This window comes from Actinomycetospora sp. ABD4_176, assembly GCF_056311855.1.
This window is the reverse complement of the sequence record NZ_CM149974.1, coordinates 681,298-696,255: the sequence shown is the minus strand read 5'-3', so window position 1 is coordinate 696,255 and position 14,958 is coordinate 681,298. Positions and strand designations below refer to the sequence as shown.

Sequence of the window (14,958 nt, the reverse complement as noted above, 5' to 3'; positions counted from 1 at the left end):
CGTCGGGCACTCTCGGGCACTGTCGGGCTCGCCGCAGTGTGCCTCACGGTGCGCGCCCGGGGGACCACCCACCGCCGAGGACGGGACCGAGGCCACAGCGCGCGGCCGCGAGGAGGTCCTCGCGGCTCGCCGACCCGAGGCCCGCGGGCAGCACGCCGAGCAGCGGGGCGCCGGTCACGGCCGGCAGGTCGTCGAGGTTGGTCCGCTCGGCGAGGTCGGGGTGCTCCGGGTAGGCGCCGACGACGGTGCCGGCGAGGGTCACCCCGCGGCGGGCGAGCGCCTCGGCGGTCAGCGCGGCGGTGTTGAGCACGCCGAGCCCGGCGCTCGCGACGAGCACGACCGGCGCCGCGAGGCCGGCGGCGACGTCGGCGAGGGTCTCGGCGAGGTCGTTGAAGCGGACGAGCAGCCCTCCCGCGCCCTCGACGATCACCAGGTCGGTGTCCTGGGCCCGGACGGCGTCGACGACCTGCGCGGCCATCACCGGCATCGCCCCGGCCCGGCGCGCCGCGGTCGCGGGCGCGAGGGGCTCGGGGAAGCGGGCGAGCTCCACCGTCCCCACGGGCCCGGCCAGGCCCGCCACGGCGGCGAGGTCGCCGTCCTCCCCCGGCGCGACGCCGGTCTGCGCCGGCTTCACGACCGTCACCCGCTCCCCCGCCGCCCGGGCCAGCGCGGCGATCGCCGCGACCACCACCGTCTTGCCGACGTCGGTGCCGGTGCCGGTGACGACGAGGATGCGCACGGCGGGCGAGGGTAGCCCCGGTCGTCCGGGACCGTCAGACGGTCGCCAGCACCCGCACGGCGCGGCGTCCGGCGTCCTCGTGCACCGCGGCGCAGGTGCAGAACGGCCGCAGGTGCGACAGCAGATCCCCGCCGGTCGCCGTCCCGGACCGCGGCGGGCCGATGACCTCGGCGAACAGCTGGCCGGGGCGGGCACGGACCTCCAGGGTCAGCCCGGCGCCGACGTCGCCGCGGCATCCGAGCACCGCCGCCTCGTGCACGGCGAGCACCGCGGCGCGGACCGCGTCGCCCTCCAGCCCCGCGCGCGCCGCGACCTCGCCGACGCACCGACGCAGCTCGGCGAGGTCGCCCGTGCCGTCGACGCCGAGCCGCGCCGCCACCGCGCCCCACAGGTCGGCGGGGACGGGGTCGGACGTCGGGGGCGGGCGGAAGGCGGGGTTGTCGGCGCGTCCGCTGCTCGCGGCGAGGTGCGGGTGGGTGCTGCGGGCCACCGCGACGAGCTCGGGGTCGGCGTCGCGGCGGCAGCAGCAGATCACCGTCAACGGCAGGTCACCGCGCACGGCGTTCAGCCCGTCCTCGCCGACGCGGCACGCCGACGCCGGCATCGCCGCGGGGTACTGGCCGAGCACCGTGGTGCGCCGGCCGGGCCGGACCCAGTCGCGGGCGGCGGCGAGGAAGCCGGCGGCGGACGGCGGGAGCAGCGACGAGGGCGGCGGGAACGCGACGCGCGCGGCGTCGTCGCCGAGGGCCTCGCGGAAGGCCCGCACGGTGGCGCGGTCGACGACGAGGGACACCTCGTCGCCGTCGGCCAGCGCCCGGCGCACCTCGGCGAGCGCGGCGGCCACGAGGTCGTCGGGGCCGTCGTGGAACAGCGCGAGGTGGACCAGGCCCCCCTCCACCTCGCGGCCCGTCCCGCGGCCCGTCCCGCCGCCCGTCACGGCCCGTCCCCGCTCTCCCGCACCGAGTCGGGCCGTCCCACCGCGTCGAACAGCCGGCGCAGGAAGCGCGAGCCGCCGTGCAGGACGACGTGCTGCCCCTCCGGGGCGGAGCGGGCGGCGAGCATGAGGATGTCGGCGCAGGCCACGTCCATGAAGTCGACGGCCGACAGGTCGAGGTGCAGGTCGGGGCCGGTCGCGTGAGCGCGCGCCGCCCGCAGGGCCCCGTGCACCGCGGCCCCGAAGCGGCGGGCGACGTGCGCGTCCAGGTCGCCGCGGGGCTGCCAGCGCCCGCAGCCGGCGCTCGCCGACCAGACGTCGTCGACGAGGTCGCGGTGGTGCACCGCGACCGTCTCCCAGACCGCGGCCTCGTCCTCGTCGGGCACGCTGAGCTGGCACAGCGTGCGGACCGGGCCCTCGTCGGCGAGGACGTCGAACCCGCCCTCCCACGCGGTGTAGGCCGCGAGGACGTCCTCGTCGGCCAGCGGGAGGCCCGGGCTCTCCTGGGTCAGCGCGACCGTCGGCCAGGCGTCCGCGAACGCGCGCGCCACCTCCTCGCGGAAGAGCGCGGTCACGCCGTCGGCCGTGGCCCGGGTGCGCTCGACGACGGTCGGGAGGTCGAGGAACTCCAGCTGGCCGCTCGCGAGCGCGTCCCGGGCCCCGCGCGGCCCGGCGGGTCCGGTGATCCAGTGCTGGTCGGGGCGCTGGCCCGCCGGCAGCCAGCCCTTGTAGAGGACCTTGGCGCCGTGGGCGAGCTCGCGCTCGATCCACGACGCGGTGCCGCGCCGGCCGTGCTCGACGCCCTCGGCGACGAGCAGCGTGTGGCGGGACCGGACCTCGTGGAGGCCGGGACCGTCCGCGCGCAGGAGTGCCGCCACGTGACCTCCCTCCACCGTCCTCGGTCCGGACCCGGACGAGTACCCCGGAACCACGATCCGTGAACCTGTTCGCTACACTGCGTAGTTCAGGGGAGCGGGCGCCCGCCGATCGGGCGTGCGCGAGTCCATCGAGCGGGGGGGATCGGCGGCGGGCGGCACGACCGACCGGCTCAGCGCGCAGCGACGATCGGCCCGAGCACCTTGTGCAGCACCTGGTCGACGAGCGCGAGGTCGTCGGCGGTGAGGTCGGCCCGGGCGGTCAGGCGCAGCCGCGAGGTGCCCGGCGGCACCGACGGCGGGCGGAAGCAGCCGGCGCGCAGCCCGTGCTCGCCGCAGCCCGCGGCCGCGGCGAGGGCCACCTCGGGGTCGCCGAGCACGACCGGCACCATCGCCGCGGTCGGCGCCGGCACGTCGAGCCCGGGCGCTGCGGCGCGCGCGGAGGCCGCCACCGAGGCCGCGGCGACGTGCAGCGCGGCGACCCGGTCCGGCTCGGCGTCGACGACCGCCAGCGCCGCGAGCGCCGCACCCGCGGCGGCCGGGGCGAGGCCGGTGTCGAAGATGAACGGCCGCGCGGTGTCGACGAGGTGCTCGACCACCGCCCGCTCCCCGAGCACCACCCCGCCCTGGCTGCCGAGCGACTTCGACAGCGTCGCGGTCAGCACCACGTCCGGCGCACCGGCGAGCCCCACCTCGGCGAGCGTGCCGCGCCCGCCGGGGCCGCGGACGCCGAGCCCGTGCGCGTCGTCGACGAGCAGAACGGCGTCGCGGGACCGGCACACCGCGTGCAGCGCCGCGAGCGGCGCGATCCCCCCGTCCACGCTGTCGACGCCGTCGACGACCACCAGCGCGCGGGGCTCCTCCCGCGCCGCGAGCACCTGGTCGACGACCGCGGGGTCGGTGCACCGGGCCACCTCGACCCGGGCGCGCGAGAGCCGCGCGGCGTCGACCAGCGAGGCGTGCGCGGCGACGTCGGAGACCACGAGCGCGCCACGGCCCGACAGTGCCGTCACCGCGCCGAGGTTCGCGGTGTAGCCCGACGAGAAGGCGAGGGCGGCGTCGCTGCCGGTGAAGGCGGCGAGCGCGTCCTCGAGCTCGCCGTGCAGCCGCGTCGAGCCCGTGACCAGCCGCGATCCCGTCGACCCGGCGCCCCACGCCCGCAGCGCGTCGACCCCGGCCTCGACGACGCGCGGGTCTCGGGCGAGGCCCAGGTAGTCGTTGGAGGCGAGGTCGACGACCGGGTCGGCGACCTCCCGCGGGCGCAGCGCGCGCCGCAGCCCCGCCTCCGCGCGCGACGCCGACGTCTGCTCCAGCCACGCACCCAGCCAGCCCACGGCGGCCACCCTACGGGCGCGCCGACGACGCCCCGGCCCGCGCGGCGAGCACCGGGTCTATGTGAGCACTTTCCGGGCCTATAGGCCCGGAAAGTGCTCACATGGGGGTCAGGACGGGTCCGCCGCCGGGAGGGGGATCGCGGAGGTCTCGGGGTCGCCGGGGGTGCCGGAGGCGCCGGCGCCGAGGCGGTCGCGCGAGGCCGCGACGAAGCGGTCCCCGTCCAGCACCGACATGCGCGCGGTGGCGATGTCGAAGTACAGACCCACCATCCGCACGCGGCCGGCGTCGAGGGCCCGCGCCACCGCCGGGTGCTCCCGCAGCCGCTCCAGCTGGACCGCGACGTTGACCATCGCGAGCTGGTCGACGTCCGACGCCCCGCGGGCCGCGGCCCCCGCCGCCACCGGGTGGCCCGCGCGCCACCGCGCGACGCTCTCGCCGGCCCCGTCGAGCCAGCGCCCGAGCACCCCGTCGCCGCCGGTCCCGCGCAGCGCCGCGGTCATCGCCCCGCAGCCCGAGTGCCCGCAGACCACGAGCGTCGGCACCTCGAGGGCGTCGAGGGCGTACTCCACCGACGCCGCCACCGAGGCGTCCCCGCCGTCGACGGGCGCGAGGTTGCCGACGTTGCGGACGGTGAACAGGTCCCCGGGGCCGCTCGAGGTGATCACGTTCGGCACGACCCGCGAGTCCGAGCAGGTCAGGAAGAACGCGGAGGGCGACTGCCGCTCGGCGAGGTCCGACAGGTACGGCGCGACCAGCCCGGCCGCCCGGCGGTGGTACTCGCGCAGGCCGGTGAGGATCGGGTCGTCGGCCGCCTCCTCGTGCCCGTGGCCGGCGCCCGGGCCGTACGTCGCGTCGTGGCCCGCCTGCCACACCGACCACGGCGACAGGAACCGCGGCACCGGGCCGGGACGCCGGTCGCCGGGGCCGCCGTTCGACGCCGCGCGGCGGTCGAGCAGGCCCATCGTCCCGACCTCGTCGACGCGCACGTGCCCGCCGTCCCGCTCGTGGCGCTCGATCCACTCCGAGAGGTGGTCGTAGGCGGCGTGGTCGAGGTAGTCGGTGACGAGGTCGACCACCACCGGCGCGCCGGCCGGCACCTGGCCGAGGCGGCGGGCCAGGCGCGGGATCGACGGGAAGCACAGGGCGCCCTCGACGACGACGTGCCACGGACGCGCGCCGCCGAGCCGGTCGTCGGGCTCCCCCGCCGTCGTGCCCGCCGGCTCCTGGACCTCGATCGACGCCCACACCACGCGGCGCAGCACCAGGAGCAGCGCCAGCACGAGCCCGGCGACGACCCCGGTGAGCAGATCCGTGACCACCACGCCCGCGATCGTCACGAGGTACACGGGCAGCTCGCCGTGGCGGTGCAGCTCGCGCATGTGGGCGAGCTTGACCAGCCGCGCGCCGATGACCACGAGCAGCCCGGCCAGCACGGCCATCGGGATCTGCTCCACGAGCCCCAGCAGCGCCACGGAGAACACGACGATCCAGACGCCGTGCAGGACCGCCGAGGCGCGGCTCCTCGCGCCCGACGCGACGTTGGTCGAGCTGCGGACGATGACCCCGGTGATCGGCAGGCCGCCGAGCAGGCCCGAGAGCGTGTTGCCCGCGCCCTGGCCGATGAGCTCGCGGTCGAGGTCGGACCTCGGGCGGGCGGGGGTGGAGGCCGCCATCCGGTCGACGGCGACCGCGGAGAGCAGGCTCTCGACGCTGGCGATGATCGCGATGGTCAGCACACCCACCGCGAACGCGCCCCACTGGCCGTCGGGCAGCACCGGCGGCGTGACGGCGTCGAACAGCGAGCCGCCGATCTCGACGCGCTCCACCGGCAGCGCGAGCGCCGCGGCCGCGACGGTCACGAGGACCACGGCGAGCAACGGCGCCGGGATGCCGCGCACCCGGCCCGGCACGCTGCGGGGCAGCCGCGGCCAGGCCAGGAGGATCGCGATGACGGCCAGGCCGAGCAGGGTGGCCGGGCCGTGCAGCGCCAGCAGCTGCCCGGGCAGGGCGAGGACGTTCGCGATCGCGTCGTCCTGCTGCTCGCCGCCGAGGACGACGTGCAGCTGGCCGAGCACGATCGTGACGCCGATGCCGGCGAGCATCCCGTGCACGACGGCCGGCGAGATCGCGAGCGCGGCGCGCCCGGTCCGCGTCAGGCCGAAGAGCACCTGCAGGACGCCGGCGGCGACCGTGATCGCGCAGGTGACGCCCCAGCCGAATCGGCCCACGAGGTCGGCGACGACGACGGTGAGGCCGGCCGCGGGCCCGCTGACCTGCAGCGGGGAGCCGCCGAGCGCGCCGGCGACGATGCCGCCGACCGCGGCGGCGATGAGCCCGGCGGTCAGCGGCGCGTCCGAGGCCACCGCGATGCCCAGCGAGAGGGGCACGGCGACGAGGAAGACGACGAGGGAGGCGGGGAGGTCGGCGCGCAGTGTGTCGCGCCAGGTCGGGGTGTCCCGGTCGGGGGCGGGGTCGGGGACGGGGTCGCCCGCGGGGACGGGGTCGTCAGCGGGCACGGCGGTCGCTCCGGTGGTCATGGGTCCTCCGTCGGGGGCCGTGGACCGGCCCGGCGGGGGGTGATCGGCGACGATCACCGGGGATCTGCGGTGTCGGGGGGCGCCCGCGTTCCGGCCGGCGACCACGTCGTCGTGGTCACCCGGCGTCACCATCGCGAGGTCCTCGCGACGGGCCGGGGCGCTGTCGATCACTCTGCCCTACCGGCGGGCCGCCCCTCGGCGCCTCGGAAAGATGATCATTACCGAGCGTTCTGATCAGACCGGGTCGAGCGGTACCAGCGGTACCTCGTCCGAGTGTGACCCCGCCCCGAGCTGGACATCCTGGTCGACACGACAACGCTCGGTCCGCCGTGGACGCGCCCTCCGTTACGCCACCCGGGTGGATTCGGGCGAATCGGGCGATCCGGCAGGGCACGTCACACCGCCTCACGGCGGTCTCATCGTCGTCTCACACCCCCGTCACGCTGCGTTCACCCAGGCGGCGTGACGACCTCTCAGCCGGCCCGCGCCGCGGCGACCATCGCGGCGCCGATCCGCAGGACGTCGTCGGCCGGCGTGACGTAGGGCGGCATCGCGTAGACGAGGTCGCGGAACGGGCGCAACCAGACCCCGTGCGCCTCGGCGGCGGCCTGCGCGGCGGGGACGTCGACGGGTCGGTCGAGCTGGACGACCCCGATCCCGCCCAGCACGCGCACGTCGACCACCCCGGGAAGGTCCCGCGCCGGCGCGAGCCCCTCGCGCAGGCCGGCGCCCAGCGCCGCGACCTCGCCCGCCCAGTCGCGGCGCAGCAGCTCGTCGACGCTCGCCGCGGCCACCGTCGCGGCGAGCGGGTTGGCCATGAACGTCGGCCCGTGCATGAGGCCGCCGGCCTCGCCCTCGCTGATCGCCGTGGCGACCGCCGGGGTGCAGAGGGCGGCGGCCATCGTCAGGTAACCGCCGGTCAGGGCCTTGCCCAGGCACATCACGTCCGGGGCGACCCCGGCCTGCTCGGCGGCGACGAGGGTGCCCGCGCGCCCGAAGCCGGTGGCGATCTCGTCGAACACCAGCACGAGGTCGTGGGCGTCGGCGATCGCCCGCAGCGCCCGCAGGTGGCGGGGGTCGTGGAAGCGCATCCCGCCCGCCCCCTGGACGACGGGCTCGACGATGATCCCGGCGATCTCGTCGGCGTGGGCGTCGGCCACCGCGCGCAGGTGCTCGTCGTAGGCCGCGTCGTAGGCCGCGTCGTGGTCGGACGGCGGGCGGTCGGCGAACACCTGCTGCGGCAGGAACCCGCTCCACGCCGCGTGCATCCCGCCCTCGGGGTCGCAGACGCTCATCGCGCCGAAGGTGTCGCCGTGGTAGCCGCCGCGCCAGGTCATCATGCGCGTGCGCCCGGGACGGCCGCGGGCGCGCTGGTACTGCAGGCACATCTTCAGCGCGACCTCGATCGACACCGACCCCGAGTCGGCGAGGAACACGTGCTCGAGCGGCTCCGGGGTCAGCGCCACGAGGCGCTCGGCCAGCGCCACCGCCGGGTCGTGGGTCAGCCCGCCGAACATCACGTGGCTCATCGCGCCGGTCGCCCGGGTCACCGCGGCGTCGAGCGCCGGGTGCCGGTAGCCGTGCACGGCCGCCCACCACGACGACATGCCGTCGACCAGCTCGCGGCCGTCGTCGAGGGTGAGCCGCACGCCCCGCGCCGAGCGCACCACGAGCGGGTCGGTCCGCCCCGGCATCGGGCCGTAGGGGTGCCAGACGTGCGCCCGGTCGCGGTCGCGCAGCGTGGGAGGCGGCAGGGGCGCCAGTGGTGCGGTCTCCGGCGACGTCATCCGCGCACCGTAACGGCGGGGGCGGGCGCGAGCCCTAGGATCAGGCGTGATGTCCACCCTCGACGAGAGCGCCCCCGACGCGCGGCCGGACCCGTTCTCCCGGCGCCGCGAGGTGGCGGCCACCAGCGCGCGCTCGCTGCTGGTCACGGTGCTCGGCGAGCTCGTGCTGCCCCGCGGCGCGCCGGTGTGGACGCAGACCGTCGTCGACGTCCTGGGGCTCGTCGGGGTCGAGGAGAAGTCGGCCCGCCAGGCCCTCGCCCGCACGGCCGCCGACGGGATGCTCGTCTCCGAGCGGGTGGGCCGGCGGGTCCGGTGGGACCTGACGCCCTGGGGCCGCGACCTGCTCACCGAGGGCGCCGCCCGCATCTACGCGCACGGGCGCACGCGCACGGCGTGGGACGGGCGCTGGCTCGTGGTCGTCGCGAGCGTCCCGGAGCAGCAGCGTGCCCGGCGCCACCGGCTGCGCACCCGCCTGGCGTGGGCGGGGCTCGGCTCCCCCGCCGCGGGCATGTGGGTCTCCCCGGACCCGGAGCGTCTCGAGGAGGTCCGCGAGGTGCTCGCCGAGCACGGGCCGGCCGACGCCCACGTCGTCACCGGCGAGTACCACGGCGAGCTGACCGCCGGCGAGCTCGCCTCGCGGGCGTGGGACCTCGGCGACCTCGAGGCGCGCTACGAGGAGTTCGTCGAGCGCTTCGCCGACCTCGAGCCCGCCCGGGACCCGGCGACGCTCGCCGCGCAGGTCCGCCTCGTCGACGCGTGGCGGCGCTTCCCGTTCCTCGACCCCGGGCTCCCCGACGCCCTGCTGCCCTCCCCGTGGATCGGGCACCGGGCGGCCGAGGTGTTCCACGGCCGGCACACCGCCTGGGCCGACGGCGCGTTGCGGGCGGCGACGACGCTGGGACTCTGACACCGCCCCGCCCCGGTCGCCGCCCGACGCGCGATCAGCCGCCGATCACTGGATCCAGATCGTCTTCGCGTTGACGAACGACTGCGGCCCGAAGCTCGCGAGCTCGCGGCCGTACCCGGAGTTCTTCGCGCCGCCGAACGGCACCTCCGGCGTCGACTCGGTGACCTTGTTGATGTAGACCATGCCCGACTCGACCTCGGTGGCGAAGCGCATCTTCTCGTCCTCGTCGGAGGTCCAGGCGCTGCCACCGAGCCCGAAGTCGGAGTCGTTGGCGATGCGGATGGCGTCGTCGGCGTCGGTGGCGCGGAAGACCAGCGCGACCGGGCCGAAGAGCTCCTCGGAGTAGGCCCGCGACTCCCGCGGGATGTCGGTGAGCACCGTCGGCGGGTACCAGTTGCCCGGCTTGTCGAGGCGCTCGCCGCCGGTCAGCAGGCGAGCACCGGCCTTGATCGAGTCCTGGACCTGCTCGTCGAGGTCGGTGACCCCGTTGCTCTGCGACATCGGCCCGAGGTCGGTGTCGGAGTCCATCGGGTCGCCGATCGTCAGCGCCTCCATCTTCGCCACGAGCTTCTGCGTGAAGTCGTCGGCGATGTCCTGGTGGACGATGAATCGCTTGGCGTTGATGCAGGACTGGCCGTTGTTGAGCATGCGGCTCGAGACGGCGGCGTCGACGACGGCGTCGAGGTCCTCCACCGACGGCATGACGATGAACGGGTCACTGCCGCCGAGCTCGAGCACGCTGGTCTTGACGTTCTGGCCGGCGCGGGCACCGACCTCGCGACCGGCGGGCTCGCTGCCGGTCAGCGTCACGGCGCGCACGCGGGGGTCGTCGATGATGCCCTCGATCATCGGGGAGCCGACGAGCAGCGTCTGGAAGGCGCCCTCGGGGAAGCCGGCGCGGTTCAGCACGTCCTCGATGGCCATGGCGACCTGCGGCACGTTCGACGCGTGCTTGAGCAGGCCGACGTTGCCGGCCATGAGCGCGGGCGCGGCGAAGCGCAGGACCTGCCAGAACGGGAAGTTCCACGGCATGATCGCGAGCACCGGGCCCAGCGGCTGGTAGCGCGTGAAGATCCGGGCGTTCTCGGGGGCGTTCTTCGGCTTCGGCCACTCGACGTCGGCGAGGTCCTCGGCGGCGTGGTCGGCGTACCAGCGGCAGCCCAGCGCGCACTTGGCGATCTCGGCCTTCGCCGCGGCGAAGGTCTTGCCCATCTCGAGGGTGGCGAGCTCGGCGAGGCGGTCGGTCTCCGCGTCGAAGATGTCGGCCGCCGCGCGCAGCCAGCCGGCGCGCTGCTCGAACGTCGTGTCGCGATAGCTCTCGAAGGTGTCCCAGGCGCGCTGGAGCTTCTCCTCCAGCTGCTCGGAGGTGAGGGACTCGAACTCCTCGACGGTCTGCCCCGTGGCGGGGTTCGTCGTTGCGATGGCCATGACGGTCGACTACCCCGCCCGCCCCGCCGGGCAATCCGCCACCGGCGCCGGCTCCGGCACCGGACGGGCGGCGACCCGCTCCGCCCGGGCGAGGGCGACGGCGAGGCCCGCCGCGACGACCCCGGCCAGCGCGAGCATCACCCACCCGTCCCGCAGCAGCCCGAGCTCGTCGGGCCGCCCCGTCGCGTGCGTCCCGATCACCGACACGAGCAGCGCCACCCCGAGCACCGACCCGACCTGCCGCGCCGTCGTGATCACCGAAGACCCCGTGCCCCACCGCTCCGGAGGCAGGGCCGCGCCGACGACCGACGACAGGGCGGGCAGCACGAGGCCGACGCCGAGGCCCGTCGCGAGCTGGCCGGGCAGCATGCCGGCGGCGTAGTCGGGGGCGACGTCGAGGCGCAGCGCCCACCACGTCGGGCCCGCCGCGAACAGCAGGGCGCCCACCGCCACGACCGGCCCGATCCCGACGCGGCCGGTCAGATGGCCCGTGAGCCGCGAGACCACGACGACCACGAGCGGGCCCACCGCGAGCGCCACCCCCGCCGCCGGCGCCGACCAGCCCCACGTCCCGGTGAGGTAGAGGACGTTGACGACGAGCATCCCGGCGAAGCCGGTGGTGAACGCGAGCATCGACAGGGCCGCGAGCCCGACCATCGGGGTGCGCACGACGGTCAGGTCCAGCGCCGGGACGGGGTGGCGGCGCGCGCGCAGGACCACGCCCACCACGCCCAGCACCGCCACGACCAGGCCGGCCACCACCGGTCCGGCCGCCCAGCCCAGGTCGGGCGCCCGGACCAGCGCGTAGGCCAGGGCCCCGACGCCGACGACGAGGCCCACGGCGCCGAGGACGTCGGGCCGCCCGGCCCCGGTGGTCGGCGTGGGGGCCGGGGCGGCCGTGCGCGGCAGGACCCGCAGGCCCGCGACCAGGGCGAGGAGCCCCACCGGCACGTTGACGAGGAAGACCCAGTGCCACGACGCCTCGACCAGCAGCCCGCCCAGCGGGGGCCCGAGCGCGGCCGCGACCGCCCCGATCGAGGCCCAGGCGCCGACGGCGTGCGCCCGCCGCTCGGCGGGGAACGCGGCCAGCAGCAGCGTCAGCGACGTCGGCGTCAGGAGCGCGGCGCCGAGGGCCTGGACGGCGCGGGCGGCCACGAGCAGTCCCACCGACGGCGCGAGGGCGCACGCCGCCGAGGCGAGGGTGAACACCGCGAGCCCGGCGAGGAACACGCGCCGGTGCCCGACCCGGTCGGCGAGGCGCCCGGCGAGGGCCAGGAACGCCGCGAAGACGACCGTGTAGCCGTTGAGGACCCAGGAGATCTGGCCGAGGTCGGTGCCCGGGAAGTCGGCGCGGATGTCGGGGAAGGCCAGGTTGACGATGAACAGGTCGAGGCTCGAGAGGAACGCCGCGGCCGAGGTGACGAGCAGGACCGCGCGCGGGCTCGGTGGCGTCATGCCACGGTCCCCGTCCGGTCGTCGATGAGCCGGCGGGCGAGGTCGACGGCCGTGTCGGCGGCGACCTCGCGGTCGAGACGGTCGCGGTAGGCGGCCTGGAGGTAGAGCCCGTCGACGACCAGCCAGAGCTCCTCGAGCAACCGGTCGGGGTCGGCGACGCCGAGGTCGGCGACCAGGTCGGCGAGCTCGTCGTGCGTCGCGGCGAGGAAGGCGCGTGCCACGCCGACCGGGGTCGGCGGGCCGTCGGCGTCGCCCGGGTCGGCGTCGTCGGGGAACTCCGTGAGGTAGTTGCGGAACGCGCACCCCCGGAAGCCGGGCCGCGCCGTCGTGCTCGCGACCTCGGTGACGAGGGCGAGCAGCTGCGCGCGCGGGGTGTCCTCCGCCGCCTCGCGGGCGCGGCGGGCGGCCGCGGTCCGGATCGCGCGGGCGCGCTCGAGGTAGGCCGCGACCAGGTCGTTCTTCGTCGGGAAGTGGGAGTACAGCAGGTTCTTGCCGGTGCCGGCATCGGAGATCACCTGGTTCATCCCGACCGCGCGCACCCCGTGCTCGTAGTAGAGGCGGGACGCGGTGGTGAGGATGCGCTCCCGCGTGCCGGGGGCGGGCGTCCGTGCCACGGGGGCTCCCTCCGTCGAGGACCGACCAGTCCCGGACCGCTCGGTCCGCCACGGACGCTACACCCGCCGCGGCGGGACGGCGAGCGTCAGCCGCGGCTCGAGGGCTCGGCCAGGCCGGGGTAGACCGCCAGGGCGTTCCCGCCGAGCAGCCGATCGGTCAGGTCGTCGCCGAGCCCGAGCTCGCGGATCGCGGTGATGTTGCGGGCGGGGTCGGCGGACGGCGAGTCGGTGCCGAAGATGCACTTGGCCGCGACCCGCTCGAAGCCGAAGCGCTCGTAGTAGACCGGCAGCTTGCGCGGCGGCAGCCCGGCGACGTCGAGCCACACGTCCTCGCGGGTCAGTGCCAGCGACGCCGCGGCCTCGTAGCTCCAGCCGCGCCCGCCGTGCGCGAGGACGAGCCGCAGGCCGGGGAAGTCGCGCAGGACGTCGTCGAGCAGCACCGGGTCCCCGTGGCGGGCGGTGGCGCCGGGGAAGTTCGACGGGCCGGTGTGGACGATCACCGGCACCCCGCGCTCGAGGCAGCGGGCGTAGGCCGGGTAGAGCTGCGGGTCGTTCGGCGCGATCCCGGCGTGGACCGGGTGCACCTTGAGCGCGACGGCGCCGAGGTCGAGCTGGCGGTCGAGCTCCGCGGCCACCGGGTGGTGCACATGCGGGTTGACGTTGGCGACGATCCGGAACCGTGCCGCGTCGGCCTCGACCAGCGGCAGCATGTCCTCGATCGTCTGCCACCCGGTGGCCTTCGGCGAGTACTCGCAGAACAGCAGCACCCGGTCGACCCCCGCACCCGCGAACAGTGCCGCGACCTTCTCGGGGATCGCGGCGCCGTCGGTGTCGTAGCAGGCCGACCACGCCTCCGCGGGCCCGGCCGGCCCGATCCACTGCGCCCACGGCACCTTGAGCCGGGCGAGGTGGGCGACGTGGACGTGGGCGTCGACGATCACCGGGCGGACGCTACCTTCCGCGCCGGAGATCGCGGGACCGCGCGACGGAGGAGCGCCGGCGTGCGCGTCTCCCCGGCGTGACGGGTCAGTCGAAGAGGTCCGGGTCGGTGCGGACGATCTCGTCCCAGATCGGCTGGAACGCGAACCAGCCGGCGTAGGGCGTGCCGGTCTGCTCGGCGGTGAACTTCGCGTTCACGTGGTCGATCTGCGTCGGCGTGCCGGCGGCCTCGGCGAGGAGCTGGGCCTGGCAGTTGCGCTCGGTGTTGATGAACCACCAGGCGGCCTCGGCGACGGTGTCGCCGACGCTGAAGATGCCGTGGTTCTGGTGGAAGACCATCCGGCGGCCCGTCAGCCCCGTCGCCAGCGCCCGCCCGACCTCGGGGTCGAGCACGACGGCGCCGCGCCCCTCGGTGACGACCCCGTGGTTCTCGTAGAGGGTGCAGGCGTCCTGGGTGATCGGGTCGAGCGGGCGGCCCAGCGACGACCAGGCCTTGCCGTACACCGAGTGCGCGTGCGCGGCGGCCACGACCTCCGGGTGCGCGTGGTGCACCGCGGAGTGGATGACGAAGCCGGCCTGGTTGACCGGCCTGTTCCCGTGCACGACCTGGCCGTCGTGGCTCACGGCGATGAGGTCGGAGACCCGGATGTGCCGGAAGCTCATGCCGAACGGGTTGACCCAGAACAGGTGCGGGTCCTCCGGGTCGCGCACCGTGATGTGACCGGCGATCCCCTCCCCGAACCCGAAGCGCCCGAAGACGCGGAACGCCCCGGCGAGCTGCTGCTTGCGGTGCAGCCGCTCCTCCGCGCTCGTCGCGAACGTCGGCGGCTGGGGCATCCGGATGCCCTCCTGCGACGGGCGGAAGCCCGCCATCTCCGTCTCGGGGCTGGGCGTGTCCTGCGTGGGGGCGGCCATCCCTCGACCGTGCGCCGCGTCACGTCCCCCGGTCAAGGGGTCGTGACGAGCCGGGCGGCGAGGGGCACGTCAGCCGGCCGCGGTCTCCCAGAGCCCGATGACGTTGCCCTCGGGGTCGCGGAAGTAGGCGGCGAAACCCATCTCTCCGACGGGCTGCTTGGCCGCGAGCACCGTGCCGCCGTAGCGGGTGACGTGCCCGAGCGTCTCGTCGATGTCGCCGACGTCGACGACGATCACGGGGCTGCGGGGCTCGTCGTCGCCGCGGCGGAACATGCCGCCGTTGATGTAGCCGGGGTCGGCCGGTGCGCCGTCCTCGGTGACCGGGCCGCTCAGGGCGATCGTGTAGTCCATCCCCGGCATGTCCTGCAGCGTCCAGCGGAACACCGCGCCGTAGAACGCCCGCGCCCGCTCGGCGTCGTCGAACGGGACCTCGAAGTGGACCACCCGACCGCTCATGACCTGCCCCTCCCGGTGCGGCGTGCTCAGCCGAGAC

13 protein-coding genes are annotated in these 14,958 nt (G+C 76.1%); 1 reads left to right on the top strand and 12 read right to left on the bottom strand.

Going from position 1 to position 14,958, the window contains the following annotated elements; all coding sequences use genetic code 11:
- Positions 1 to 43 precede the first annotated feature (43 nt).
- The 6 genes from bioD to ACYX4T_RS03355 form a co-directional block, all read right to left on the bottom strand.
- On the bottom strand, positions 44 to 739 hold the full coding sequence (gene bioD, locus ACYX4T_RS03380; RefSeq protein ID WP_476013168.1) for a dethiobiotin synthase: 696 nt from the start codon (positions 737 to 739) through the stop codon (positions 44 to 46).
- Positions 740 to 773: 34 nt separating this feature from the next.
- The gene (locus tag ACYX4T_RS03375) at positions 774 to 1,676 is read right to left on the bottom strand and encodes an MEDS domain-containing protein (RefSeq protein WP_476013167.1); all 903 of its coding nucleotides are present in this window, start codon (positions 1,674 to 1,676) and stop codon (positions 774 to 776) included.
- The gene (locus ACYX4T_RS03370; RefSeq protein WP_476013166.1) at positions 1,673 to 2,551 is read right to left on the bottom strand and encodes an STAS domain-containing protein; all 879 of its coding nucleotides are present in this window, start codon (positions 2,549 to 2,551) and stop codon (positions 1,673 to 1,675) included. Before ACYX4T_RS03370 ends, ACYX4T_RS03375 begins: the two co-directional genes overlap by 4 nt.
- A 170-nt stretch (positions 2,552 to 2,721) precedes the next feature.
- The gene (locus tag ACYX4T_RS03365; RefSeq protein ID WP_476013165.1) at positions 2,722 to 3,882 is read right to left on the bottom strand and encodes an 8-amino-7-oxononanoate synthase; all 1,161 of its coding nucleotides are present in this window, start codon (positions 3,880 to 3,882) and stop codon (positions 2,722 to 2,724) included.
- A gap of 108 nt (positions 3,883 to 3,990) precedes the next feature.
- Positions 3,991 to 6,420 carry a SulP family inorganic anion transporter gene (locus tag ACYX4T_RS03360; protein ID WP_476013164.1) on the bottom strand — a complete coding sequence of 810 codons (2,430 nt, stop codon included), beginning with the start codon at positions 6,418 to 6,420 and terminating at the stop codon, positions 3,991 to 3,993.
- Positions 6,421 to 6,893: 473 nt separating this feature from the next.
- The gene (locus ACYX4T_RS03355; RefSeq protein ID WP_476013163.1) at positions 6,894 to 8,207 is read right to left on the bottom strand and encodes an adenosylmethionine--8-amino-7-oxononanoate transaminase; all 1,314 of its coding nucleotides are present in this window, start codon (positions 8,205 to 8,207) and stop codon (positions 6,894 to 6,896) included.
- 49 nt (positions 8,208 to 8,256) lie between these two features.
- Between ACYX4T_RS03355 and ACYX4T_RS03350 the strand changes: the two genes are divergently transcribed.
- Positions 8,257 to 9,114 (top strand): PaaX family transcriptional regulator, encoded by an 858-nt coding sequence (locus tag ACYX4T_RS03350; RefSeq protein WP_476013162.1) that lies wholly within the window; start codon positions 8,257 to 8,259, stop codon positions 9,112 to 9,114.
- Between the two features lie 45 nt (positions 9,115 to 9,159).
- On the opposite strand, the gene ACYX4T_RS03345 is transcribed toward ACYX4T_RS03350, so the two are convergent.
- The 6 genes from ACYX4T_RS03345 to ACYX4T_RS03320 all read right to left on the bottom strand — a co-directional run bounded on the left by ACYX4T_RS03345 (position 9,160) and on the right by ACYX4T_RS03320 (position 14,921).
- Entirely contained in the window at positions 9,160 to 10,542 is a 1,383-nt protein-coding gene (locus ACYX4T_RS03345) for an NAD-dependent succinate-semialdehyde dehydrogenase (RefSeq protein WP_476013161.1), read from the bottom strand.
- A 9-nt stretch (positions 10,543 to 10,551) separates the two neighbouring features.
- Positions 10,552 to 11,997: an MFS transporter gene (locus ACYX4T_RS03340; RefSeq protein WP_476013160.1), complete on the bottom strand. Its 1,446-nt coding sequence runs from the start codon at positions 11,995 to 11,997 to the stop codon at positions 10,552 to 10,554.
- Positions 11,994 to 12,611 carry a TetR/AcrR family transcriptional regulator gene (locus ACYX4T_RS03335; protein ID WP_476013159.1) on the bottom strand — a complete coding sequence of 206 codons (618 nt, stop codon included), beginning with the start codon at positions 12,609 to 12,611 and terminating at the stop codon, positions 11,994 to 11,996. The genes ACYX4T_RS03340 and ACYX4T_RS03335 overlap by 4 nt, the downstream gene beginning before the upstream one ends.
- An 86-nt stretch (positions 12,612 to 12,697) precedes the next feature.
- Entirely contained in the window at positions 12,698 to 13,552 is an 855-nt protein-coding gene (locus ACYX4T_RS03330; protein ID WP_476013158.1) for an amidohydrolase family protein, read from the bottom strand.
- An 85-nt stretch (positions 13,553 to 13,637) separates the two neighbouring features.
- Entirely contained in the window at positions 13,638 to 14,465 is an 828-nt protein-coding gene (locus ACYX4T_RS03325; RefSeq protein WP_476013157.1) for a class II aldolase/adducin family protein, read from the bottom strand.
- 69 nt (positions 14,466 to 14,534) lie between these two features.
- Entirely contained in the window at positions 14,535 to 14,921 is a 387-nt protein-coding gene (locus ACYX4T_RS03320) for a VOC family protein (RefSeq protein ID WP_476013156.1), read from the bottom strand.
- Positions 14,922 to 14,958: the final 37 nt, after the last annotated feature.